The sequence below is a fragment of the Streptomyces sp. NPDC028711 genome, assembly GCF_055565415.1.
The window spans coordinates 294,009-319,252 of the sequence record NZ_JBVHUJ010000011.1; the positions used below are offsets into that span (position 1 = coordinate 294,009).

The following is a 25,244-nucleotide window of genomic DNA, read 5'->3' on the forward strand; positions in this document are numbered from 1 at the left end:
CCGCGAGCGCGCCGCCCGAACCGCAAGCGCCGCCCGAACCGCAAGCACCGCGAGCGCCGCCCGAACCGCAAGCACCGCGAGCGCCGCCCGAACCGCGCGCACCGCACACCCCGCGCGCACCGCAGGCGCGCATCGCGCCCCCCGCGCCCCATGCGCCGGCCCCGCTTCCCCCGACAGCGCCGCTATCCGCAGGCCCGTCCCGGGTACTCGTCGCTCTCCGGTACGCCGGCCTCGCGCATCCGGCGCAGGACCTCGCCCAGGGACGCGTCGTCGACGTCCACGGGCACGTTGAGCTCCCTGTCGAAGACCATGGTCTCCGCGTCCGGGTGCCAGATCACCCACCGCGGCGGCGCGGCGGGCGCGGCCCACAGGGGTGCGAACCGTGCCATGCGCTTCTCTTCCGCCCGTTCTCCCGTGCTCACAGCGTTCCCTTCTCCGTGCGCCCGTCGACGTACGTCGCCAGGACCTCGATGTCGCCGATGCGTGCGGTGTCGACGCGCCGGGGGTCGTCCCCGAGGACCACGAGGTCGGCGCGTTTCCCCGGCGAGAGGCTGCCCGCGCTGTCGTCCCAGTGGCAGGCGTACGCGCCGGCGGTGGTGTAGGCGTGCAGGGCCTCGTCGACGGTGACGCCCTCGTCCGGGCCGATGAGCCGGCCCGAGGACGAGGCGCGCTCGACCATGAACTGGATGGCCCGCAGCGGCGATCCGTCCGTCACTGGCCGGTCCGAGCTGCCGACGAGCGTGATCCCGTGGTCGAGGAATCCGCGGCCCCGGTACATCCAGGGCGCCCGCCGCTCCCCCATGACGTCCGCGTAGTCGTCGCCGAAGGAGCGCAGGAAGTGGGGCTGGACCACGGCGCTGACGCCGAGCCGTGCGAAGCGCGGCAGCTGGTCCGGGCGGATCAGGCCGGCGTGCTCCACCCGGTGCCGGGCGTCGGGGCGGGGCCGTAGCCGCTGGGCCCGTTCGAGGGCGTCGAGGGCGAGGTCGGCGGCGCGGTCCCCGATGGCGTGGACGGCGAGCTGCCAGCCGGCGAGGTGGCCGTCGACGACGAGGTCCGCGATCCGCTCGGGGTCGTCCTGGAACTGTCCGGTGTGGGACATGCCCTCGTACGGCTCGGTGAGCGCCGCCGTACGGGCCATCATGCCGCCGTCGGTGTAGATCTTGAGGGCGCCGAGGGAGAGCCAGTCGTCGCCGAAGCCGGTGCGCAGGCCGAGGTCGAGGGCGCGCGGGATGCCGTCGTCGCGGTGGGCGGCGCGCGGCCGCAGGGTGTCGCCCGCGGCCATGAGCTGTACCCGTAGGGGCAGGCGGCCCCGGCCCCTGAGGAGTTGGTAGGCGCCGAGTTCGACGGGGCTGTGTCCGAGGAGACCGCCGCCGATGCCCGCCTCCGCGCAGGCGGTGATGCCCTCGTCGAGGCAGGTGCGGCCGGCGCGTTCGATGGCGTCGGCGAGTTCCTCCTGGGAGTACGGCAGCCGGAGCCTCCGTACGGCGGCCATGGCGCTCTCCGCGAGGAAGCCGTCCTGGTGGGGCACGTCGGCGGGGAGCAGGTCGAGGACGGCGCTGTTGACGACGCAGGCGTGCCCGGAGTCGTGCATGAGGAAGATCTTGCGGCCCTGACCGACGCGGTCGAGTTCGGCGGCGGTGAGGTGGCGTCCCAGGGCCCGCTGGTCGTAGCCGGCGATGTCCACCCAGGCTCCGGGCGCGGCCTTCCTGGTGACGGCCTCGGCCACGACGGCGAGGACGTCCTCGACGCGCTCGCAGGGCGCGATGCTGGGGGTGTTCGCCTTCAGGCCCGCCCAGGCCAGGTGGACGTGGCTGTCGATGAAGCCCGGAAGGACGGTGGCGCCCTGGAGGTCGACGACCTCGCGGGCGGGCAGCGAGGTCGCCGCCGCGTCGAGGCCCACGATCCGTCCCCGCCAGATGCCGAGGTCGTGGGCGACGGGGTGGTCCGGGTCCATGGTGAGAAAGCGCGCGTTCGTCAGCCTCGTACAGAGCATGGGCAGTCCGTTCCCGGTCGCTGTGGTCAGAAGGTCTTGGTCATCACCGCGGCGGTCTCCTCCGCGGCGGGGTCCACCGCCGTGCCGGTGCCGGTCGGCTCGTATCGCCTGGGGGCGGCCGGGACCATCAGCGGGGTTCCCGTCTCGGGGTCGTCAATGATCCGGCAGGGCAGGCCGAACACGTCCTCGACGAGCTCGGCGGTCATGACGGTCGACGGGTCGCCCTCGGCCGCGATCACTCCGCCGGGGCGCATCACGATGAGATGGGTGGCGTAGCGGCACGCCTGGTTGAGGTCGTGGAGGACCGCGACGATGGTGTGGCCCCGGCGGGCGTGGAGTTCGGCGCAGAGGTCGAGGACCTCGACCTGGTGCGCGATGTCGAGGAAGGTGGTCGGCTCGTCGAGGAGCAGGATGGGGGTCTGCTGGGCCAGGACCATGGAGAGCCAGACGCGCTGGCGCTGGCCTCCGGACAGGTCGTCGACGGGCCGTTCGGCGAGTTCGAGCACGCCGGTCTGCCGCATGGCCTCGACGACGGCGGTCTCGTCGTCGGCGGACCACTGCTTCAGGATGCCCTGGTGGGGGTAGCGGCCGCGGGCCACCAGGTCGCCCACCGTGATGCCGCCGGGTGCGGTCGAGGACTGCGGGAGCAGGCCGAGCCGGCGGGCGACCTCGCGGGAGCGGTAGGAGGCGATGGCCGCGCCGTCGAGGTACACCTGACCGGCGCGCGGTTTGAGCATCCGGGCGAGGGCGGTGAGCAGGGTGGACTTGCCGCAGGCGTTCGGCCCGATGATGACGGTGAAGGAGCGGTCGGGGATCTCGACGCCGAGGTCGGTCGCCACGGTCCGCTGGTCGTAGGAGAGGGTCAGGTTCTCGGCGCGCAGGCGGGCGGCGGGGCGGGATGCCGGACGGTTCTCTGCTGTCATGCGCGGCTCTTTCGCGACTCGGAGACCAGTAGCCAGATGAGGTAGAGCCCGCCGACGCAGCCGGTCGCGGTGCCCACCGGCAGGAGTGCGGGGGCGAAGAGCCGCTGCACGGCGAGGTCGCTGACGGCGAGCATGACGGCGCCCATGAGGGCGGACGGCAGCAGGGCGGGGCCTGACGAGCGGGTGAGTCCGCGGGCCACTTGGGGCGCGGCCAGGGCGACGAACCAGATGGGGCCGGTCACGGCGGTGGCGAACGCGGCGAGGGCGACGCTGATCACGAGGAGCGTGGTGCGGGTCCGCGCCACGTCGACGCCGAGGGCCATGGCCGTGGTGTCGCCCATCTCGACCATGGAGAGGCGGCGGGAGAGGAGGAAGGCGAGGGGCAGCAGCACGGCGACGGCGAGTCCGATGGCGTTCGCGTGGGTCCAGAGCCGGTTCCCCAGGCTGCCGATCAGCCAGGCCTGTGCCTCCAGCGCCTCCTGGAAGGTGGCCCGGGTGATCAGATACGAGTTGACGGCGAGGAGGAGGGCGCTGACGCCGATGCCGATGACGACGAGCCGGAAGCCCTGGATCCCCCTGCCGAGCATGAGGAGATGGACGGCGAGGGCCGTGGCGAGTCCGCCGATCAGCGCGCCGAGCGCGATCTGCGTCATGCTGCCGTGCAGGACGACGATCACGACGAGGGCGCCCACGGCGGAGCCGTTGGTGAAGCCGATGATGTCGGGACTGCCCAGGGGGTTGCCCGTGATGCTCTGCAGGATGGCGCCGCTCACGGCGAGGGCGGCGCCGACGCAGAGGGCGGTCACGAGGCGGGGCATGCGCAGGGTGTTGACGACGAAGTCGGCGATTCCGGTTCCGTCGCCGGTGAGGGCGGCGAGGACCTCTCCGACGGACAGGTCGAAGTCGCCGGTGGTGAGGGTGACGCCCATGACGGCGACGAGCGCGAGGAGGAGGGCCGCGGTGACGGCGACGGTGCGGCCGTGGACGCGCAGGGAGATGCCGCCGGAGCGGGTACGGACGACCCGGCCGCTGACGACGCGGGGCAGGCCACCAGCGGCTGGTTCGGGCGCGGAGGTCTTCGCCTCCCGTACGGCGGTCACAGCATGGCCAGCTTTCGGCGGCGGCACAGGGCGATGAACAGGGGGGCGCCGATGAAGGCGGTGACGATGCCGACCTGCACCTCGCCGGGGGCGCCGATCAGCCGGCCGACGACGTCCGCGCCGATGAGGAGGACGGGGGCGATCAGCGCCGAGTAGGCGAACACCCACCGCTGGTCGGGGCCGACGACGAACCGGGCGATGTGCGGTACGGCGAGGCCCACGAAGCCGATCGGCCCGGCGGCGGCGGTGGCGGCCCCGCAGAGGAGCATCACGGCGACGGCCCCCAGGACGCGGGTCCGGCCGACGTTCACGCCGAGGGCCCGGCCCATCTGGTCACCCATGGCCAGGGCGTTGAGCGAGGGGGCGAGGACGAGGGCGATGATCAGGCCGACGCCCGTGAACGGCAGGGTCAGCAGGACGATGTCGTGGTAGCGGCCCGCCAGGGAGCCCACGGTCCAGAAGCGGAACTGGTCGAAGGCCCTCGGGTTGAGCAGCAGGATCGCCCAGTTGAAGGCGTAAAGGACGGCGGTCACGGCGGCGCCGGCGACGACGAGCCGCTCGGGAGACGCGAGTTTCCGGCCGGAGGAGCCGAGGAGGAAGACGCCGACGGAGGCGGCGGCGGCGCCCGCGAGGGCGAACCAGACGTAGCCGAGGGGGGCGGCGATGCCGAGGAAGGCGATGGCCACCACCACGCCGGCGGAGGCCCCGAGGTTGACGCCGAGCAGGCCGGGATCGGCGAGCGGATTGCGCGTCAGGGCCTGCATGAGGGCGCCGGCGAGGCCGAGCGCCATGCCGACGAGCACGCCGAGGAGGGTCCGGGGGATGCGGTAGTCATGGATGATGACCGAGGTCTCCGAACCGTCCGGGTTCCACAGGACGTTCCAGGTGGCGGTGAAGGGGATGCCCCGGGTGCCCACCCAGATGCTGAGGAGTCCGGCCAGGACGAGGGCGGCGAGGGCGAGGACCAGTCCTAAGCTCCGGAAGGCGGCCCCGGTGCGACCCGACGGTGGCGGCGGCGCCGCCCGTTCGGGTGCCTCTTCCGCTGGGTGGTTCTGCTGTCCCGACACCACCCGGGATTCGACGGACAACGACAACTCCCCCTGGCGGCGGTTCAGATGTACGGCGAGAGCCCCACGGCGCACGGACCGGCGGATCACGACTTAGGTGAGGCTAACCGAACCGTATCGAGCGGTCAACGTGCCGGACGGGACGCGCTCGAACCCGTACGCCGACTCCGCGCGGACCACCCTCCGACTCCTCACGGCGCCACCACCCGACTCCTCACGGACGCCGCCATCCGACTCCCGTGGACGCCACCATCCGGCGCCCCGGTGAGAGTAGGCTTACCTAACCATTCGCTCATCTCCGTGAAGGAGTCACATGCCAACGGGCGGACCGACGGGGGGACTTGTCCTCCGCCGAGCGATCAGAGGACAACGCCGCCGAGTGATCGCGGCATCCCTGCTCGGCATGACCCATCAGGGCTGTGAGGCCCTGGTGCCGGTGGTCATCGGCGCCACCATCGACACGGCGGTGGCGACCGGCTCCTCCGAGGCGCTCCTGCGCCTGCTGCTGGTCCTCGCGGTGCTCTTCCTCGTCCTGTCGACCTGCTACCGCACCAGCGCCCGGATCACCGAGGGCAGCGGCGAACTCGCCGCGCACCGGCTCCGGCTCGACCTGGCCGCGCGGGTGCTCGACCCCCGGGGCGGCGCCGACGCGAACCGGCTCCCCGGCGCGCTGACCAGCATCGCCACCAACGACGCCCGGCGCGTCGGATCGGTCGCCACGGTCATCTCGTACGGCGTGTCGGCGGTCGCCGCCCTGGTGATCAGCGCTGTCGCGCTCCTCAGGATCTCCGTCCCGCTCGGTCTCCTCGTCCTGCTCGGCATCCCCCCGCTGCTCTGGCTCGGGCACCGCATCAGCCGGCCGCTCGAACGGCGCAGCGAGACCGAGCAGGAACGCGCCGCGCACGCCTCGGGCGTCGCCGCCGACCTCGTCTCGGGACTTCGGGTCCTCAAGGGCATGGGCGCGGAGTCGGCGGCCGTGGCCCGCTACCGCACGACCAGCCAGGACTCGCTCGCCGCCGCGCTCCGGGCGGCCCGCAGCCGGGCCGGGCACGAGGGCGCGGTCCTCGCGCTGACCGGCGTCTTCATCGCCGTGATCGGCGTGGTCGGCGCCTACCTCGCCATGGACGGCACCATCAGCGTCGGCGACCTGGTGGCCGCCGTGGGCCTCGCGCAGTTCCTCCTCGGGCCCTTCCAGCTCCTCACCTACGTCAACGCCGAGCTCGCCCAGGGGCGCGCGTCGGCCCGGCGGATCGCCGAGGTGCTCGCCTCGCCCGTCACCGTCGCCGAGGGCCACGACGTGCCCCCCGGCAAGGACGCCGGACACCTCGCCCTGCGCGGAGTGACCTTCGGCGCGCTCCGGGGCGTGGACCTCGAACTCCCGGCCGGCAGCCTCACCGGGATCGTCACCCGGGACCCGGCCGCGGCCAACGACCTCCTGGTCTGCCTCGCCAGGGAGGCGGACCCCGCCGACGGAGCGGTCGAGCTCGACGGCACGCCCCTGACCTCACTCGATCCCGACGCTCTGCGCCGGGTGGTCCTGGTCGCCCACCATGACGCCGACCTGTTCGAGAGCACCCTGCTCGACAACGTCCGGGCCGGCGCGGGCGACGGCACGGCGTCGGTCGAGCGCGCCCTCAGGGCCTCGGCCGCCGACGACGTCGCCCAGCTCCTTCCGGACGGCGGAGACACCCTGCTCGCCGAACGCGGGCGGTCCCTGTCGGGCGGCCAGCGGCAGCGCGTCGCGCTCGCCCGCGCGCTCGCCGCCGACCGGCCCGTCCTGGTGCTGCACGACCCGACGACCGCCGTGGACACCGTGACCGAGTCACGGATCGCCGCCCGGCTGCGCGACGTCCGCAGGGACCGCACCACCGTCCTCGTCACGACGAGCCCCGCGCTCCTCGCGGTCACCGACCGGGTGGTGGTCCTGGAGGACGGCGCCGTACGGGCCGCCGGTCACCACACCGAACTCCTCGCCGCCGACGCGGCCTACCGAGCGACGGTCCTGGCATGACGGCCGCCGAAGGGACGCGGCCCGGCGGCCAGGGTCAGGCCGCCGACGAGACGCGGCCGGCGGGCCAGGAGCAGGAGCAGGGGCATGCCACCGAAGGACGTACGAGAGGGACGGAACAGACCATGAGCGGAACCCGCCAGGACCGCGTGCTCCTGCCGACCGCCACCGGTGCGCAGTCCCTCGCGGCGCTCCGCTCCATGCTGCACGGCCACCGGCTCCTCGCCGTGGCCGCGATGACCGTCCTGGTCGCCGGGACGGCCGTCGGACTCCTGACCGCTCCCCTGCTCGGACACATCGTCGACCTGGTGGTGGACCGGAAGGGCGCGTCCGCCCTGACGCTTCCGCTGGTGCTCCTCGTCGTCGTCGCGGTCGCGCGGGGCGTGGCCGCCGCCGTCGGCAGCACGCTCGTGGCCCGGCTCGGCGAGACCGTACTCGCGGCCCTGCGGGAGCAGTTCATCGAGCGGGCGCTGCGGCTGCCGCTCGACCGGGTGGAGGCGGCCGGCTCCGGTGATCTCGTCTCGCGGGTCACCAGCGACGTGTCGATGATCGGGAAGTCGGTCCGGCAGGCGCTGCCCGAGTTCAGCCGCTCCGCCCTGACGATCCTGCTCACGCTCGCCGGACTCGCCTTCCTCGACTGGCGTTTCCTGCTCGCGGCGCTGCTCGCGGCGCCTGTCCAGGTACTCTCCGTGCGCTGGTACCTGCGCCGTGCGGCCCCCGTGTACGGCGAACACCGTGTCGCCACCGGTGCGTTGCAGCACCAGCTGCTCGACAGCGTGGGCGGCGTCCGGACCGTCCGCGCGTTCCGCCTGAACGGCACGCACGCCGAGCTGCTCGAACGGCGGTCGGAGGCGGCACGGGACCTGGGGCTTCGGGGCATCCACATCGTCACCGGGTTCTTCTCCCGGCTCAACCTCGCCGAGTTCATCGGGCTCGCCGCGATGCTCGCCACCGGGTTCGTCCTGGTCGACCGCGGTTCGGTCAGCATCGGTACGGCGACGGCCGCCGCGCTGTACTTCCACAGCCTCTTCAACCCGATCAACGCGACCCTGTTCCTCCTGGACGACGCCCAGTCGGCGGGGGCGAGCTTCGCCCGCCTGGTCGGCGTGTCGGACCTCCCGGCGGAGCGGGCGGCGAGCGGGCACCACACCCTCGCCGACGGCTCGGTCGAGGTGTCCGGGCTCAGCCACGCGTACGGCTCCGGGGCGCCCGTACTGCACGAGGTCGACCTGCGCGTACGGAGCGGGGAGCGGGTGGCGCTCGTGGGCGCGAGCGGCGCCGGCAAGACCACCCTGGCCAAACTCGTCGCGGGCGTCCACAGCCCCACCGGGGGCTCGATCAGCCTCGGCGGGGTCGACGCCGGGGAGCTCGGCCCGGCCGGGGTCCGCCGCGCGGTCGCGCTCATCAGCCAGGAGGTGCACGTCTTCGCCGGGAGCCTCGCCGACGACCTGCGCCTCGCCCGGCCCGGGGCCGACGACGAGGAGCTGTGCGCCGCGCTCGACCGGGTCGGAGCCCTGGAGTGGGCGCGGGCGCTCCCCGAGGGCCTGGACACGGTCGTCGGCGAGGGCGGGCACCGGCTGACGGTGACCCAGGCCCAGCATCTCGCCCTGGCCAGGCTCGTCCTCGCGGATCCGCCCATCGCGATCCTGGACGAGGCCACCGCCGACGCGGGCAGCGCGGGCGCGCGGGTCCTGGAGGAGGCGGCCGCCCGCGCCCTGGAGGGCCGTACGGGTCTCCTCGTCGCGCACCGGCTGCCGCAGGCCGCGGCCGCCGACCGGATCGTCGTCCTCGACCAGGGCCGTGTCGTGGAGACCGGCACCCATGAGGAGCTGGTGGCGGCGGGCGGCCGGTACGCCGACCTGTGGGCGGCCTGGTCCGACAGCCGCCGGGAGCCGGGCGAGCGGGTGCCCGGGCCCGCCGAGGAGGCGAACCTCCCGGTGGCGCCGACCCACTGAGGCGAGCTCAGAAAGGGCCGCCCCGCCGCGTGCGCGCCGCCGTGTGGAGGCCCGCCTCCGCGTCGAGGTCCGCCTCCGCGAACGCGGGAGGGGGCGGCACGACGCGTTGTCGTGCCGCCCCCTTCGGCTGTCCTGCCGACGTCCCGCGCCGGCCGTGGGTCAGTCCTGTGTGGCGATCAGGCTCGCCGGGCGCAGGTCCGTCCAGTGGGCCTCCACATAGGCCAGGCACCCCTCGCGGGTGTCCTCGCCGAACACGGTCCGCCATCCGGCGGGGACCTCGGCGAACGAGGGCCACAGCGAGTGCTGGTTCTCGTCGTTGACCAGAACCAGGAAGCGGCCCTGCGGGTCCTCGAACGGGTTGGTGCTCATGCGTTCTCACTCCTCTTGTGTGTCACGCCGAACAGCTGGGACAGGGGCTGTTCGGAGTCGGCTGTCACGGTACGCAGCAGGGTCTGGAGCTCTTCGGCCAGCCGGCGGGCCCCCGCCGCGCCGAGCCGGTCCTTCGCGTGGATCAGCGCGCAGTGCACCGGTCCTTCGCCACGGGGCTCGTGGAAGCTGAGGGTCAGTTCCGCCCGCGTCGACCCGGTCGGTACGGCCAGGAGCGCGCCGACCCCGCCTTCGAGTCGCGCCAGGTCCGCCTGCTCGTGGTGGATCATCCTCACCTGGGGGCCGTCGGGGCGCAGCCCGGCCGCCCGGGCGACCTCGTCGAAGGGGACGTCCTGCCGGTCGAGTGCGCTCAGGGTGGTCTCCCGTACGCGGGTCAGGAGGTCCGCGAAGGTCGGGTCACCCGCGGTGTCGGTGCGCAGCACGACCGTGTTGAGGAAGCAGCCGACGAGCTCGGTGAGCTGGTCGTCGTCGCGCCCGGCGACCATCGTGCCGATGGGCAGGTCGGTGCCCGCGCCGTGGGCGGTGAGCAGCGCCGCGAGGGACGCGTGCAGCACCATGAACATGCTCGTGCCGGTGGCGCGCGCCAGGTGGTCCACGTCCGCGTGCAGCCGCTCGTCGAGGACGAACTCGACGACTCCCGCCGCCCGGCGGCCGCTCTGCGCTGAGGCCTCCGCGTCGGCGGGCAGGGCGAGTTCGCGCGGAACGTCCTTGAGCGTGCGCCGCCAGTAGGCCAGCTGCCGGCCGCCGCGGCTCTCGGGGTCGGCGAGGTCGCCGAGGACCTCGCGCGCCCAGTGGGCGTAGTCGGTGTACGTGACGGGCAGCGGTGGCCAGTCGGGCGTCCGGCCGGCCGTGCGCGCGCCGTACGCCGTGGTGAGGTCGCGGAACAGCGGGACCACCGACCATTCGTCGACCGCGAGGTAGTGCGCGGTGAGCAGAACGGCCTGGGCTCCGTCGGGGCCGGTGAGGAGCCGGGCCCGCAGGGGGGCCTCCCGCTCCAGGTCCGGTGCGGAGGCCGCGAGTTCGGCGAGCCGGGCATCCAGGTCCGCGCACTCCTCCAGGGCCAGGACCGGGGCGTCGACGGCGCGGCGGACCAGGGTTCCCCCGTGTTCGGCGAAGGCGGTGCGGAGCGGTTCGTGGCGGGCCGTCACGTCGGCGAGCGCGGCGGCGAGCGCCTCCGCGTCGAGGCCGCCGGGCGAGCGCAGGACGAGGGCGTGGTCGAAGCCGGGGCTCCGCCGGTACGCCTGCCACTGCCCCCGCTGGACGGGAGCCGCCGTCAGGTCGGCGCCGTCGGCGGCCGGACGTGCGGCGGGCCGCAGAGCGGGACGCGCGGCGGAGGCCCCGTCCAGCTTGCCCGCGATGCCGGCGACGGTCAGCGCGTCGAAGACGTCGCGGATGCTCAGTTCGACGCCGAACTCGGCGCGGATGCGTCCGAGGAGCCGCATGGAGGCCATGGAGTGGCCGCCGAGGGCGAAGAAGCTGTCGTGCGCGCCGACGTCGTCCAGCTGGAGGATCTCGCGGAAGAGCGCGGCGATCCGCACCTGTGTCTCCGTCGCGGGACGGGCGTCGCCGGTCATCGCCGACCAGTCGGGGGCGGGCAGTGCCTTCTGGTCGAGCTTGCCGTTCGGGGTGAGCGGCAGCGGGCCGTCGAGCGGGACGACGAGGGCCGGGACCATGTACTCGGGGAGCAGTGCGGCGACGTGGGCGCGCAGCTCCCGCGGGTCGGGGTGCTCCCGGGGGCCGGTGCCCGGCTCGGGGACGACGTAGCCCACGAGGCGGACGATGTCGCCGGCGCGGTCGGGGAGTACGGCGGCCTGGGCGACCGACGGGTGTCCCGCGAGGGCGGCCTCGATCTCGCCCAGTTCGATGCGGAAGCCGCGGATCTTCACCTGGGTGTCGACCCGGCCGAGGAAGTCGAGGTTCCCGTCGGCGCGCCAGCGGGCGCGGTCACCGGTCCGGTACATGCGGCTGCCGGGTGCGCCGTACGGGTCGGCGACGAAGCGTTCCGCGCTGAGCCCGGGCTGTCCGAGGTAGCCGCGGGCGAGGCCGCGCCCGGCCACGTACAGCTCGCCGACCACGCCGGGAGGTACGGGCCGCAGGTGCTCGTCGAGGACGTAGCAGCGGGTGTTGGGGTCCGGGCGGCCGATGGGCACCCGGCCGGTGGCGCGGCCGCCGTGTTCGCGGGCGGGCCACAGGGTGGAGTTGACGGTCGCCTCGGTGAGTCCGTACGCGCAGATCAGGTCCGCCGTGGCGCCGAAGCGTTCGAAGAGGTCCGGTGGCACGGTCTCGGTGCCGACGAGGACGGTCGACCCCTCGGGCAGCCGGCAGTCTGCGGGCAGGGCCGACACCAGGGACGGCGGCAGGATCATATGGGTGATCCGCTGCTCCGCGAGGAAGTCGGTGAGGGCCGGTCCCGCGACGCGGGCCTCGTCGGTGATGAGGACGAGCCGTCCGCCGTGGCAGAGCGCCATGGCGAGTTCGAAGACGAAGACGTCGAAGCCGATGGACGCGAACTGGAGGACGTGGCTGTCGGGTCGCAGGCCCATCCGGTCGACGGCGGTGGCGACCAGGCTGGCGATGCCCTCGTGCGGGACGACGACGCCCTTGGGGCGGCCGGTGGAGCCCGAGGTGTAGATCACGTACGCGGCCTGGTCGAGAGCGACCGGCCCGCCGGGCGGCGGTGTGCCGGGCGGTGCGTCGAGTGCGGCGGCGGTGCCGGGGGCGTCGAGGAGCAGCACCGGGACGCCGGGGACGTCCGGGATCTTGCCGGCGACGGGTTCGGTGCCGACGACGACGGCAGCGCCCGAGTTCTCGATCATGTAGGTGAGGCGGTCCCCCGGGTGGACCAGGTCGAGCGGCAGGAACGCGGCCCCGAGCTTCAGGGCGGCGAGGACCGTGGCGACCATGTCCACCGAGCGCGGTACGGCCACACCGACGACGCTCTCGGCGCCGACGCCGTGTGCGGCGAGCAGCCGGGCGACGCGGTCGGCGCGGGCGTCGAGCTGGGCGTACGTCACGGGGCGGGAGCGCTCGACGACGGCGACGGCGTCGGGGCGCTCGGCGACCCGGCGGGCGAAGAGCGCGGGCAGGGTCTCCTCTTCGACGTCGCGGGGCAGGCCGTTGAAGCCTTCGAGGACGAGACGGTGTTCCTCGTCGGTGAGGATCGCGGCGCGGGACAGCGGCTGGTCGGGGGCGGCGACGAGGGCGCCCACGAGCCTGCGGAGGCGGTCGCCGACGCGCTCGGCGGTCTCCCGGTCGAAGAGTTCGGTGGAGAACTCCAGGCGGCAGCCGAGGGAGTCGCCGACGCCGTCGGCGGTGGTGTGCTCGGTGAAGCTGAACACGAGGTCGAACTTGGCGGTGCCGATCCGGTGGGGCAGATAGCCGGCCCGGAGCCCCGGCAGTCGCAGGGTGTCGTCCGTACGGGCGTGGTGGCCGACCATCACCTGGAACAGCGGGTTCCGGGAGAGGGAGCGGGTCGGGTTGAGCTTCTCCACGACCGCTTCGAAGGGCACGTCGGCGTGGGAGAAGGCGGCGAGGTCGGTCTCGCGGACGCGGGTGAGGAGCTCGGTGAAGGTGGGGTCGCCGCCGAGGTCGGTGCGGAGCACCAGGGTGTTGACGAAGAAGCCGACGAGCTCGTCCAGGGCCTCGTCGCCGCGTCCGGCGATGGGCGCGCCGAGGGGGATGTCGGTGCCCGCGCCGAGCCGGTGGAGCAGGGCGGCGACGGCAGCGTGCACGACCATGAACATGCTGGCGCCGGTGTCACGGGCGAGGCGCCTGAGGCCCTCGTGGACGGGGGGATCGAAGGCGATGTCGATCTCCGCGCCGGTGAACGCCGGGCGTGCGGGCCGCGGCCGGTCGGTGGGCAGGTCCAGTTCCTCGGGGGCGCCGGTGAGGGCCGTCCGCCAGTACTCCAGCTGGCGGGCGGCGAGGCTGTCGGGGTCGGCCGCGTCGCCGAGGAGCCGCTGCTGCCAGAGGGCGTAGTCGGCGTACTGGACGGGCAGCGGATCCCAGTCGGGCGCGGTGCCGTCGAGCCGGGCCGCGTAGGCCGTGGTGAGGTCCCGGAGGAAGGGGCGGTCGGACCACTCGTCGGTGGTGATGTGGTGGAGGAGCAGCACGACGACGTGCTCGTCGGGCGCCACCTCCAGGACCGTGGCGCGGAGCGGCAGTTCGGCGGCGAGGTCGAAGGGCCGCCGGACGGCGGCGTCCACGAGGCCGGGCACCTCGTCCTCGGTGGCGTGGAGGTGCTCGACGGCGGGGGCGGTCGATCCGGCGGGCAGGATCCGCTGGTACGCCTGGCCGTCCCGCTCGGTGAACAGGGTGCGCAGGGCCTCGTGACGGTCGGTCACGTCGGCGAGGGCGGCGCGCCACACCTCCCGGTCGAAGGTGCCGTGCAGCCGCATGACCAGCGGGAAGTTGTAGGCGGCCGAGGTGCACTCGATCTGCTGGATGACCCAGAGGCGCTGCTGTGCGTGCGAGAGCGGCAGTTCGGCAGGGCGCTCGGCCGCGACGAGCGCGGGGCGGGCGGCGCCGTGCGCGGCGGTGGCGCGCTCCACGAGCTCGGCGACGGTGGGCGCCTCGAAGAGGTCGCGGATCGCGAGCTCGGCGTGGAGCGCGGTACGGGCGCGGCTGACGAGCCGGGTGGCGAGGAGCGAGTGGCCGCCGAGCTCGAAGAAGTCGCTGTCGATGCCGACGCTGCCGGCGGGCAGACCGAGCAGCTCGGCGAAGAGCCCGCACAGGGTCTCCTCCCGGGGGGTGCGGGGGGCCCGGCCGGCGCCGGTGCCGGTGAGGTCCGGGGCGGGCAGGGCCTTGACGTCGAGCTTGCCGTTGACGGTCAGCGGCAGGGTCGCGACGGCGACCAGGGCGGACGGGACCATGTAGTCGGGGAGGCGGGCCTTGAGGTGGTCGCGGAGCCGCTGCGACAGCGCGTCGTCGGTCCGGGTGCCCTCCTCCCGTACGAAGTAGCCCACGAGGCGCTTGGTTCCGGCGGTCTCGTGGACGACGACGGCGGCGTGGGCCACCTCGGGGTGCGTGGAGAGGGCCGTGGAGATCTCGCCGAGTTCGATGCGGTAGCCGCGGATCTTGACCTGGTCGTCGGTGCGGCCGAGGAAGTCGAGCAGGCCGTCGGGGCGCTGCCGCACGAGGTCGCCGGTGCGGTACATCCGCTCGCCGGGCTCGCCGTACGGGTCGGCGACGAAGCGTTCGGCGGTCAGCGCGGCCCGGTCGTGGTAGCCGCGGGCCAGGCCGGTGCCGGCGATGTACAGCTCGCCGGGGCTGCCCGGCGGGACGGGCCGCAGCATCGCGTCGAGGACGTGGGCGCGGGTGTTGCGGATGGGCCTGCCGACGGTGGGGGTGGCGCTCTCGGTGGTGGAGCCGCCGAGCGTGTTGATCGTGTACTCGGTGGGGCCGTACAGGTTGTAGCCGTAGGTGCCGTCCGTCTCGCGCAGCCGGGTCCAGACGGTGTCGGACACGGCCTCGCCGCCGAGCAGGACCAGGGCGGGCCGGTGCTTCCCCGCCGTCTCGTCCCGGTCGAGGAGGCCTTCCTCGATGAGGAGCTGGGCGTAGGTGGGCGTCACGTTGACCACGTCGACGCGGTGCTCGTCGCAGTAGGCGACCAGGGCCTCGGCGTCGCGGCGGAGTTCCTCGTCGCAGACGTGGACCTCATGGCCCTCGACGAGCCAGAGGAGCTCCTCCCACGACATGTCGAAGGCGAAGGACACGGTGTGCGCGATGCGGAGGCGTCGCCCGCCGGCCGAGGCGATGGCCGGGTCGAAGATCTCCTTCTGATGGTTGAGCTGCATGTTCGTCAGTCCCCGGTAGGGCGTGACGACGCCCTTGGGACGGCCGGTGGATCCCGAGGTGTAGATGACGTACGCCGGGTGGTCCAGGCGGTCCGGCATCCCGTGGGCGAACGCGGGCCGTTCGGCGTCGCTGATCTCGTCGCCGGAGAGCGCGGCGAGTTCCGCGGTGACGGCCGGGTCGTCCAGGAGGAGTTCGGGGGCGACGGGGCCGTCCTCGCGCCGCAGCGTCGGGGCGACGGCGGTCGTGGACACCAGGCAGAGCGGGCCGGTGTCCTCGGCCATGAGCCGCAGCCGGTCGGCGGGGTGGTCGAGGTCGAGCGGCAGGTAGGCGGCGCCGGTGCGCAGGACGGCGAACAGCGCGGCGACCATCTCGATGGAGCGGGGCAGCGCGAGCGCCACGACCTTCTCGGGTCCCGCGCCACGGGCGAGCAGCAGCCGGGCGAGCCGGTTGACCTGCGCGTCGAGTTCGGCGTACGTGAGGGCGCGCTCGCCGAAGACCAGCGCGACCGCGTCGGGGGTACGGGCGACCTGGGCGGTGAGCATGTCGGCGACGGTCTCGTCCGGCACCGGCTCGCGGGTGGCCTCCCGACCGGTGGCGAGGGCGGCGCGCTCGGCGGGGAGCAGCAGGTCGACGCCGACGGTTCGGGCGGTCTCGGCGGCCGGTCCCGCGAGGGCCTCACCGAGGCGGTCGAGGACCGTGGTGAACCGGGTGAGGATCGTGGTGGCGGCCTCGGCATCGAAGAGGTCGGGCCTGGCCGCCAGGGTGACCCGCGTCCGCGTTCCGGGGGTGACGATGAGCGTGAGCGGGAAGTGGGTGCCGTCGACGTTCGACACACCGGTGATGCCGTGCCGCTCGCGGAGCGCTGCGGCCCGCTCCTCGCCGTCGGCCGAGCGGAGCACGAACAGGGTGTCGAAGAGCCGGCGGTGACCGGACTCCTGCTGGAGGGAGCCGAGACCCACGTACTCGTACGGCATGACGGCCGCGCGCTCGGACTGCATCCGGCGCAGCAGGTCGAGGAGGGGCTCGTCCGGGGTGAGGGCCACCCTGGCCGGGATCGTGTTCAGGAACATGCCGATGATGCCGGCCACGTTCGGGACGTCCGCGGGGCGGCCGGCGACCGCCGTGCCGAAGGCGACGTCGGCGCGGCCGGTCATCGCGGAGAGCACCAGCGCCCAGGCCGCGTTGAGGACGGTGTTCACCGTCAGTCCGTGCCGGCGGGCGGCGGCCCGCAGCCGCTCGCCTGCCTCCTGCGTGAGGTGGGCGTCGAAGTCCACCGGGATGACCGGGCCGGTGTCGCGCCCGGACGGGGCGAGCAGGGTCGGCTCGTCGAAGCCGGCGAGCGCCTCGCGCCAGGCGTCGAGGGCGGCGGTGGTGTCCTGCGCGTCGAGCCAGGCCAGGTGGTCGCGGTACGAGCCGGGCAGCGGAAGCCCGGTGGGGTCACCCGCCCGCTCGTACAGCGTGAACAGCTCCTCCAGGAACAGCCAGGCGGACCAGCCGTCCCAGAGGATGAGGTGGTGGGTGACGACGAGCCGGTCGCGGCCGTCGCCGAGCCTGATGAGGAGCAGGCGGCAGAGCGGCGCGGCGGACAGGTCGAAGCGCTGCCTGCGGTCGGCGGCGAGCAGCTCCTCGGTCCGGGTCCGCTGTTCCTCGGCGGGCAGCCCGGAGAGGTCTGCCTCGACGAGCGGGATCTCGGCGCCGTCCACGATGAACTGCACGGGGCGGGGCAGGCCGTCGCTGGTGAACCCGGCGCGGAGCCCGGTGTTGCGGTCGAGGAGCGTCCGGCAGGCGGCGCGGAGCCGGTCGGCGTCGATCCGGCGGTCGAGGTCCAGGGTCTCCTGCGACTGGTAGACGTCGAGTGCGTCGCCTGCGTCGTAGGTGGCGTGGAAGTACATGCCCTCCTGGAGCGGGGAGAGCGGCCAGACGTCCGCGACGGGGAGCCCGGCGGCGGTGTGGACGCGCGCGGTCTCCTCCGGGGTGAGGTCGAGGCCGCCGAGGGGGGCCGGGGTCTCGGGTGCCGGGGGCGCGGCGGCGGTCAGCTGGTCGAGCAGCGCCTTCAGGGCGGGGTCGACGGCGGCGCCGGACTGCTGCTGGAGCGCGAGGACGGCCTGGAGGGCGGCGGCGGCCTGCCCGGCGTCGGAGGCGGAGACGGTCACGCCGTCTGGGTGCACGGGTACCTCGGGTGTCTCGGACGGGTCGGGGGTCGGTGGTGCTTCGGCGTCCTCGTGGGTGGTCGCGGCCGCGGCGAGGGCGGCCGGGGTGCGCCGCTCGAACACGTCACGGGGGCTGAGCGTCAGTCCCCTCTCACGCGCGCGCGTGGCGACGGTGATCGAGCTGAGGCTGTCGCCGCCGAGCACGAAGAAGTCGTCGTCGACGCCCGTCCCCGGCACGCCGAGGACGTCGTCGAAGATCTCGCACAGGGCCCGCTCGCGCGCGTCACGGGGGGCGCGGCCGCCCGCCCGGGGTGCGGCCTCGGGGGCGGGCAGGGCGTTCTGGTCGAGCTTGCCGCTGGGGGTCAGCGGCAGTTCGGCCAGGACGACGACGGCGCTCGGCACCATCGCCGCCGGCAGCGCGGCGGTGAGCGCGGTGTGCAGGGCGTCGGGGGTGAGGACGGCGGGGGTGGGAGTGGTGCCGGAGGCGGGGGCGACACCGGGGGCGGACGTTGCGCCGGGGGCGGGCGTTGCGCCGGAGGCGGGCGCGACGCCGGGGGCCGGGACGGCGTAGCCGACGAGGGCGCCCTCCCTGACGACGACGGCCGCGCGGGCCACGCCGGGCAGTGCCGCGAGGGCGGTCTCGATCTCGCCGAGTTCGACGCGGTTGCCGCGGATCTTGACCTGGCGGTCGGTGCGGCCGAGGTACTCCACGGCCCCGTCGGCGCGGCGGCGCACCAGGTCACCGGTGCGGTACATCCGCTCCCCCGCCGCCCCGAAGGGATCGGCCACGAACCTCTCGGCCGTGAGCCCCGGCCGGTCGTGGTAGGCCCGGGCCAGCTGGACCCCCGCGAGGTACAGCTCGCCGGGCACCCCGTCCGGCACGGGGCGGAGCAGGGGATCGAGCACGTGCAGCCGGGTGTTCCACACGGGCCGGCCGATCGGGACGGCCGGCTCGCCGCCGCCCTCGTACGGGAAGAACGTGACGTCGACGGCGGCCTCGGTGGGGCCGTACAGGTTGTGCAGCGGTACGGGGGTGCTGCGGACGCGGGAGGTCAGCTCCCACCAGCGCCGGGCGTCGGCGCCGCTGAGCGCCTCGCCGCTGCAGAACATCCGGCGCAGGCCCGCCGCCCAGTCGGGGGTGTCCGTGGCGGCCTCCATGACCTGGACGAACGCGGCCAGCATCGACGGCACGAAGTGCGTCGTGGTGATGCGCCGGTCGGCCATCAGACGGGCCAGGTAGGCCGGGTCGCGATGGCCGTCGGGGCGGGCGAGGACGACGGTCGCGCCCTCGGTCAGGGCCCAGAAGAACTCCCACACGGAGACGTCGAAGCTGGAGGGGGTCTTCTGGAGGACCCGGTCGTCGGCGGTCAGCCCGTACGCGCTCTGCATCCAGGTGAGCCGGTTCACGACGGCCCGGTGGGTGACGGCGACGCCCTTGGGGCGGCCGGTGGAGCCCGAGGTGTAGATCAGGTACGCGGGGTGGTCGGGGCGGGCGGCCCGCACGGGGGTGGTGTCGGGAGCGGTGGTGTGGGGAGCGGTGGTCGCGGTGGCGGTGGTCTCGCGGTCGGTGATCTCGCGAGCGGTGGTCTTGGGAGCGGTGGTCTCGTCGTCCTCCGCGCCGACGACGAGGGTCTCCATGCCGGGTACGCCGGGCAGCCGGCCGGCGGCCTCGGCCGTCGTCACGACGAGGCGCGCGCCGGAGTCGGCGAGCATGAACGCCACCCGGTCCGCGGGGTAGTCGAGGTCGACGGGGAGGTAGGCGGCGCCCGCCTTGAGGACGCCGAGGAGCGCGACCATCAGTTCGGCCGAGCGGGGGACGGCGACGGCGACGTACTGCTCCGGGCCCGCACCGCGTGCCCGGAGCCGGCGGGCCAGGGTCTCGGCCCGGCGGTCGAGTGCGGCGTAGCTGAGGGTGGTGCCCTCGAAGACGACGGCGGGGGCGTCCGGGGTGCGGGCCGCCCACGTGGCGAAGAGGGAGGCGAGGGTCGCCTCGGGCACCGGGTGCGCCGTGGCGTTGAGCTCGGTGAGGTGCGCGCGCTCACGGGCGGAGAGCAGGTCGGTGCGGGCGACGGTGCGGCCGGGTTCGGTGACCACGGTCCGCAGCAGGGCCGTGAACCGGGTGGCGAGGACGGCCACTTCCACCTGGTCCAGGCGGGCCGCGTCGTGCTTGAACCGCAGCAGCAGACCGGTGTCGGCGGGCTCGACGACGAGCGCGAGCGGGTAGTGCACGGCGTCGAGGACCTCGACGCCGGTGATGAGCGGCCCGTTGGCACCCTGCCCGGCCGGGTGGTCCCCGGTCGGGTGATCCCCGGTCGGGTGATCCCCGGTCGGGTGATCCCCGGTCGGGTGATCCCCGGTCGGGTGGTTCTCGAAGACCACGAGCGTGTCGAAGAGTTCGCCGCCGCCCGCGATCCGCTGGATCTCGGCGAGTCCGAGGTGGTGGTGGTCGAGCAGGGCGGAGTGTTCGTCCTGGACCCGGCGGAGGAGCGCGGTGAGCGTCTCCTCGGGGCGAAGGGTCACCCGGGCGGGCACGGTGTTGATGAACAGGCCCACGGCGGAGCCGAGGCCTGGGACCTCCGTCGTCCGTCCGGACACGGTGGTGCCGAAGACGACGTCCTGACCGCCGGTGAGGCCGCCGAGCAGCAGACCCCACAGGCCGTGGAAGACGCTGCTCAAGGTCAGACCGTGGGTCCTCGCGTAGCCGGTGAGCGCGTCGGTGAGGTCCTGGGGCAGCCGCGTGTCGACGTGTTCGGGACGGGCGGGCGTCCGGGCCGCGCCGTCGCTCGTGGAGAGCGCGGGGAGCCGGGCGGGATCCGCGAGGCCGTCGAGCGCCCGGCGCCAGGCCTCGCGGGCGGCGTCCAGGTCGCGGCAGGCCAGCCAGGAGAGATACGGCTCGGGGGCTGCGGGCGCGGGCAGTTCGGCCCCCCGGTAGGCGGCGGTCAGCTCCCGCAGCAGGACGGAGACGGACCAGGCGTCGGCGACGATGTGGTGCAGGGTGAGCAGGAGCCGGTGACGCTGTCCTTCCCTGATGAGGGTGGCGCGCAGGAGCGGCGGCCGGTCGAGCCGGAACGATTCGGCGCGGTCGGCGCGGAGGATGTCGTCCAGGCAGGTCGTGGCGGTGTCGGCCTCCCGCCACGGGAGGCTCACCCGGTCGGCGAGCCGCTGGACGACCTCGCCGCCGGGCAGCTGGCGGAACGAGGCGCGCAGCAGGGGGTGCCGGTCCAGGAGCAGCTGGAGGGCGCGGCGGAGGCGGTCCGGTGCGACCGGACCGGCCAGGTCGAGGAGTTCCTGCACGAGGTAGAGGTCCGCGGACCGGCGGTCGTACTCCGCGTGGAAGAAGAAGCCCTCCTGGAGCGGCGAGACGGGCAGCGCGTCCGCGTCGAGGTCCACCCGCCGCGCCGGGGCGGTGACGGCCTCGCCGGCCGTCCTGGCGAGGGCCGCCACGGTCCGGTTCCTGAACACGTCGCGGGGCGTGATCGCGAGCCCGGCCTCGCGGGCGCGGTTGACGAGCTGGATGGCGACGATGCTGTCACCGCCCAGTTCGAAGAAGCTGTCGTGGACACCGACCGCCGGCAGCCCGAGGACCTCGGCGAACAGCGCGGCGAGCGAGGTCTCGGCGGGGGTGCTCGGGGCGTCGGTGCCGGTCAGGGACGTCCAGCGGGGCTCGGGCAGGGCCTTGGCGTCGAGCTTGCCGTTGGGGGTCAGCGGCAGCGGGCCGTCGAGGACGACGACGGCCGAGGGCACCATGTGGTCGGGCAGCGCGTCCGTCACGCGCGCGCGTGCGGCGGTCACCGCCGCGCCGGTGTCGGTGACGGTGACGGACTCGGTCTCGGTCTCGGTGAGCGTCTCCGCCTCCGTCTCGTTCTCCCTCTCCGGGACCAGATACGCCACGAGCCGCTTGACGCCCCGGTGGTCCTCGCGGGCCAGGACGGCGGCCTGGGCGATGCCCGGGCAGGCCATGAAGGCGCTCTCGATCTCGCCGGGTTCGACCCGGTGCCCGCGGATCTTGATCTGTCCGTCGGCTCGCCCGAGGAACTCCAGGTTGCCGTCGGCGCCCCAGCGGACCCGGTCACCGGTGCGGTACATCCGGGTGCCGGGAGCGCCGTACGGGTCGGCGACGAACCGTTCCGAGGTCAGGCCCTCGCGGCCGAGGTAGCCGCGCGCGAGTCCGCGCCCCGCGACGTACAGCTCGCCCTCCGTGCCGACGGGGACGGGCCGCAGGGCCGTGTCGAGGACATAGGCGCGGGTGTTGGGGTCGGGGCGTCCGATCGGCGCGGGGCCGGGCCGGTCGGGGTCGGCGAGCCAGAGCGTGGAGTTGACGGTGGCCTCGGTGAGGCCGTACGCGACGACGACCCGGAGGCGTCCGTCCCAGCGGGCGATCAGTTCGCTCGGCACCGCTTCGGTGCCGACGACGAGCACCGCGCCGTGCGGGAGTTCGCACTCCTGGGGCAGCGCGGAGACCAGCGAGGGCGGCAGGATCATGTGGGTGGCGCGATGGCGCGCGATGTACTCGGTGAGCGCGGGGCCGGCGACACGGCGCTCGGCGGGGACGACGATGATCCGACCACCGACGCAGAGGGACATGACAAGGTCCCAGACGGTCACGTCGAAGCCGACGGACGCGAACTGCACGACCCGGCTCTCGGCGGTGATGCCGATCCGGTCGGTGGCGGTGGCGATGAGGCTGCCGACGCCGTCGTGCGGGACGACGACGCCCTTGGGGCGGCCCGTCGAGCCGGATGTGTAGATGACGTACGCGGCCTGGTCGAGGGCGACCTGCGGCAGCGGCTCGGGGTCGGCGGGGGCGGCGAGGGCGTCGGCGGTGGCCGGGGCGTCGAGTTCGAGGAGGGTGACGCCGGCCGTATCGGGAAGCTCTCCGGCGAGTGCGCGCACGGTGACGACGGTGCGCGCCCCGGCGTCGGACAGCATGTAGGCGATGCGGTCACGGGGGTGGTCCGCGTCGAGCGGCAGGTAGGCGGCGCCCGCCTTCATCACGGCGAGCAGGGCGACGACGAGTTCCGGTGAGCGGGGCAGGGCCACGCCGACCACGTCCTCGGCGCCGACGCCCCGGGAGCGGAGGAGGCGGGCGAGCCGGTCGGCGGCGTCGTCGAGTGCGGCGTACGTCAGTTCCCGGTTCTCGCAGACGAGCGCGACGGCGTCGGGGGCGCGGCGGACCTGCCGCTCGAAGGCGGCGGGCCAGGACAGTTCCGGTGCCTCGCGGGGCGCGGTGCCGAACTGGTCGATGAGAAGCGCGCGTTCGGCCTCGGAGGTGAGCTCGATACGGCCCACGGAACGGTCGAGGTCCTCGGTGAAGGTGCCGAGCAGGGTGAGGAAGCGGCGCTCGTGGTCCGCGAGCGTGGCTTGGTCGCAGACGTCGGCGTCCGCGTCGAGGTGGAGGGTGAGGCCCCGGCCGTCCGGCCCCTCGGCGAAGCTGAACGCCAGGTCGCTGACCGGTCCGAGCCACTCGGGGCGCAGTTCGGCCTCGTGGTCGTCGAAGCGCAGGTCTCCGGAGCGGGGCAGGATGTTGACGGTGGGGCCGACGAGTTCCGGTACGCCGTCGACGAGGCCCAGTTCCCTGGCCAGGTCCTCGGCGCGGTACCGCCCGTGGGCGAGGGCGTCGGCGACGGCGTCGCGCACCTGTGCCACGAGGGCGGCGCCGGTGGTGGCGGGGCGGACGGTGAGGCGCAGCGGGACGATGTTGGACACCATGCCGGGGACGTGCGCGGAGACCTCGTCCTCGCGGGCGGTGACGGGCAGGCCGAGGACGAGGTCCTGTTCGCCGCCTGCGCGGTGCAGATGGGCGGCGACGGCCGCGAGCAGGATCCGGGACGGCCGTACGCCCGCGCGCCGGGCGGCGGCGGTCAGCTGCTCGGTGGTCGCCGTGGACAGTGCGGTGGTGCGCCGGATTCTCCGGGTCATGGGGGTTGCGGCCCGGTCGACGAGCCGTACGGGCTCGGTCCGGTCCGCCATCCGCTCCAGCCACCAGGCACGGTCGGCGGCGTACCGCTCGGAGGTGCGGTACGCGCGGTCGGCGGCGACGAGACGGGAGAGGCCGCGGTCGAGGGGCGCGGGGACCCGGTCCCGGGTGCCCGCAGCGGTGTAGAGCTCGCCCTCACGCCCGGTGCCGGCGTCGGTGTAGGGCTCGCCCGCACGTCCGGTGCCCGCGTCGGTGTAGAGCTCGCCCGCGCGCCGGGTGATCAGGGCGGCGCCCATGCCGTCCATCACGATGTGGTGGTAGCGCTGGCACCAGAGGACCCGGTCGTCGGCGAGCCTCAGCAGGGCGTGGGCGAAGAGCGGGTCGCGGGCGAGGTCGACGGGCCGGTCGCGGTCGGCGGCCATCCACGCGGCGGCGGCCTCGTCAGGGTCGGCGGCGGCGCGCAGGTCGACGACGGGAAGGTCGAAGGGGACGGTACGGAGCGTCTGGCGCGGCCCGTCCTCGCCGGGGGCGATGCTCACGTGCAGGCACTCGGCCTCTTCCAGGGCCCGGCGGACGCCGGCGGCGAGGCGGTCGAGGTCGAGGGCGCCGCGGAGGTGCAGCGCGAACACGATGTTGTAGGCGGAGCTGTCCGGTTCGATCTGCTGGGCCAGCCAGATGCCGGATTGCCCGCCGGTGACGGGGAGGCCGGAGGTGGGCTTCCGGTCCGACTCGACGTCAAACATCGTACGAAGTGGCCTTTCCCTGGGGGTGCGGGGCGGAGACGGCCCACAGGACACCGACGGCGTGGCGGGAACCTCGCCACGCCGTCGGTCCGGTCGGCTCCTGCTGGTGGCGCGTCAGCTGGCGGGCGGCGTCACTTGACGGCTGCCAGCAGCGGCTCGATCTCGTCGATGGCGTACGGGATCGAGAGAACGGTGTTGAAGGAGAACGCGGCGCCGATGTCCGGGTCCTGGTAGGGCACGAAGAGGTCGCGCTTCTCCTGGTGGACCTTCAGCTTCTTGTAGAGCGGCTCGGCCTTGATGCGGTCGTTGGCCTCGGTGCTGGAGGTCACCCAGACGAGCCGGTCGACATCGAGGACGTTGAGCTTCTCGGCGCTGAGTTCGGCGACGTTCCAGCCGGGCTTGGCCAGGGTGTCGAGCTCCGGCTTCAGCTTGAAGCCGAGCTCGGAGAAGAAGATCGACTTGGGGTCGGTCTTCGTGAACGCCGAGTACTTGCCGGCCTCGAAGCTGTCGGCGACGGCGAGGGTCTTCGTGGCGAACTCGGGGTGCTTGTCACGGACGGCCTTGAACCGGGCGTCGATGTCCGTGATCAGCTTGCCGGCCTCGGCGTCCTTGCCGAGCGCCTTGCCGATCTGCTGGGTCATCAGCTGCCAGGGGGCGCCGTAGTCGGGGTGGTCCTTGGGCTGGGCGACGACCTTGGTGAACTTGGAGAGCGTGTCGTACTGCTCCTTCTTCATCCCCGAGTACTGGGCGATGACGAGGTCGGGCTTGAGCGCGGCGATCTTCTCGATGTTGTACTCGTCGCGCTCGCCCACGATCTGCGGCTGGGTGGATCCCCACTTGTCCTTGGTCCAGGGCCACTTGCCGTACGGCTTCTCCTTGAACCAGTCGACGGCGCCGGCCGGCTTGACGCCGAGCGCGAGCACGGCGTCCTGGTCGGAGAGGCCGAGGGTGACGATCGTCTTCGGCTCCTTGTCGATCGTCGTGGAGCCGTACTTGTGCTCGACCGTGACGGGGAACGCGGCGGACTTGCCGCCCCCGTCGGCCGATGCCGAGGTGGTGGCGGACGGCGACTCGGACTTCTCGGTCCCACCGCCGCAGGCGGCGAGGGCGAGTGCCGCCACCGCGACGGCGGCCACACGGGGAGCGGATCTGGCGAACCGCGCCAGAGCGGGACGTGCACCAGCGGACACGGACGTTCCTTTCGG

At 74.0% G+C, this 25,244-nt stretch carries 10 protein-coding genes; 2 read left to right on the forward strand and 8 right to left on the reverse strand.

Annotated features, from left to right (window positions below):
• Positions 1 to 182: 182 nt before the first annotated feature.
• The 5 genes from ACZ4VK_RS29935 to ACZ4VK_RS29955 are packed head-to-tail and all read right to left on the reverse strand — an operon-like array spanning position 183 to position 5,110.
• Complete coding sequence (locus tag ACZ4VK_RS29935) at positions 183 to 389, reverse strand: hypothetical protein (protein ID WP_468358746.1); 207 nt, start codon at positions 387 to 389, stop codon at positions 183 to 185.
• 29 nt (positions 390 to 418) lie between these two features.
• Entirely contained in the window at positions 419 to 1,993 is a 1,575-nt protein-coding gene (locus tag ACZ4VK_RS29940; RefSeq protein ID WP_468358749.1) for an amidohydrolase, read from the reverse strand.
• A gap of 26 nt (positions 1,994 to 2,019) precedes the next feature.
• On the reverse strand, positions 2,020 to 2,916 hold the full coding sequence (locus ACZ4VK_RS29945) for an ABC transporter ATP-binding protein (RefSeq protein WP_468358752.1): 897 nt from the start codon (positions 2,914 to 2,916) through the stop codon (positions 2,020 to 2,022).
• Positions 2,913 to 4,016, reverse strand: coding sequence for a FecCD family ABC transporter permease (locus ACZ4VK_RS29950; protein ID WP_468358755.1), 1,104 nt, complete (start codon positions 4,014 to 4,016; stop codon positions 2,913 to 2,915). Before ACZ4VK_RS29950 ends, ACZ4VK_RS29945 begins: the two co-directional genes overlap by 4 nt.
• Complete coding sequence (locus ACZ4VK_RS29955) at positions 4,013 to 5,110, reverse strand: FecCD family ABC transporter permease (RefSeq protein WP_468358848.1); 1,098 nt, start codon at positions 5,108 to 5,110, stop codon at positions 4,013 to 4,015. Before ACZ4VK_RS29955 ends, ACZ4VK_RS29950 begins: the two co-directional genes overlap by 4 nt.
• Before the next feature lie 286 nt (positions 5,111 to 5,396).
• On the opposite strand from ACZ4VK_RS29955, the gene ACZ4VK_RS29960 reads away from it, so the two are divergent.
• Positions 5,397 to 7,094 (forward strand): ABC transporter ATP-binding protein, encoded by a 1,698-nt coding sequence (locus tag ACZ4VK_RS29960; RefSeq protein WP_468358758.1) that lies wholly within the window; start codon positions 5,397 to 5,399, stop codon positions 7,092 to 7,094.
• A complete protein-coding gene (locus ACZ4VK_RS29965; protein WP_468358761.1) occupies positions 7,091 to 9,046 on the forward strand; it encodes an ABC transporter ATP-binding protein in 1,956 nt (651 codons plus the stop codon). Before ACZ4VK_RS29960 ends, ACZ4VK_RS29965 begins: the two co-directional genes overlap by 4 nt.
• Positions 9,047 to 9,205: 159 nt before the next feature.
• On the opposite strand, the gene ACZ4VK_RS29970 is transcribed toward ACZ4VK_RS29965, so the two are convergent.
• From ACZ4VK_RS29970 to ACZ4VK_RS29980, 3 genes are all read right to left on the reverse strand, one after another.
• Positions 9,206 to 9,415: an MbtH family protein gene (locus ACZ4VK_RS29970; RefSeq protein WP_468358764.1), complete on the reverse strand. Its 210-nt coding sequence runs from the start codon at positions 9,413 to 9,415 to the stop codon at positions 9,206 to 9,208.
• A complete protein-coding gene (locus ACZ4VK_RS29975) occupies positions 9,412 to 24,039 on the reverse strand; it encodes an amino acid adenylation domain-containing protein (protein WP_468358767.1) in 14,628 nt (4,875 codons plus the stop codon). The genes ACZ4VK_RS29970 and ACZ4VK_RS29975 overlap by 4 nt, the downstream gene beginning before the upstream one ends.
• 131 nt (positions 24,040 to 24,170) lie before the next feature.
• A complete protein-coding gene (locus ACZ4VK_RS29980; RefSeq protein WP_468358769.1) occupies positions 24,171 to 25,229 on the reverse strand; it encodes an iron-siderophore ABC transporter substrate-binding protein in 1,059 nt (352 codons plus the stop codon).
• Between the last annotated feature and the right edge of the window lie 15 nt (positions 25,230 to 25,244).

Coding starts and splice junctions, on each gene's coding strand:
- ACZ4VK_RS29975 (WP_468358767.1), bottom strand. CDS start 24,039: ATGTTTGACGTCGAGTCGGACCGGAAGCCCACCTCCGGCCTCCCCGTC.
- ACZ4VK_RS29965 (WP_468358761.1), top strand. CDS start 7,091: ATGACGGCCGCCGAAGGGACGCGGCCCGGCGGCCAGGGTCAGGCCGCC.
- ACZ4VK_RS29940 (WP_468358749.1), bottom strand. CDS start 1,993: ATGCTCTGTACGAGGCTGACGAACGCGCGCTTTCTCACCATGGACCCG.
- ACZ4VK_RS29970 (WP_468358764.1), bottom strand. CDS start 9,415: ATGAGCACCAACCCGTTCGAGGACCCGCAGGGCCGCTTCCTGGTTCTG.
- ACZ4VK_RS29945 (WP_468358752.1), bottom strand. CDS start 2,916: ATGACAGCAGAGAACCGTCCGGCATCCCGCCCCGCCGCCCGCCTGCGC.
- ACZ4VK_RS29960 (WP_468358758.1), top strand. CDS start 5,397: ATGCCAACGGGCGGACCGACGGGGGGACTTGTCCTCCGCCGAGCGATC.
- ACZ4VK_RS29935 (WP_468358746.1), bottom strand. CDS start 389: ATGGCACGGTTCGCACCCCTGTGGGCCGCGCCCGCCGCGCCGCCGCGG.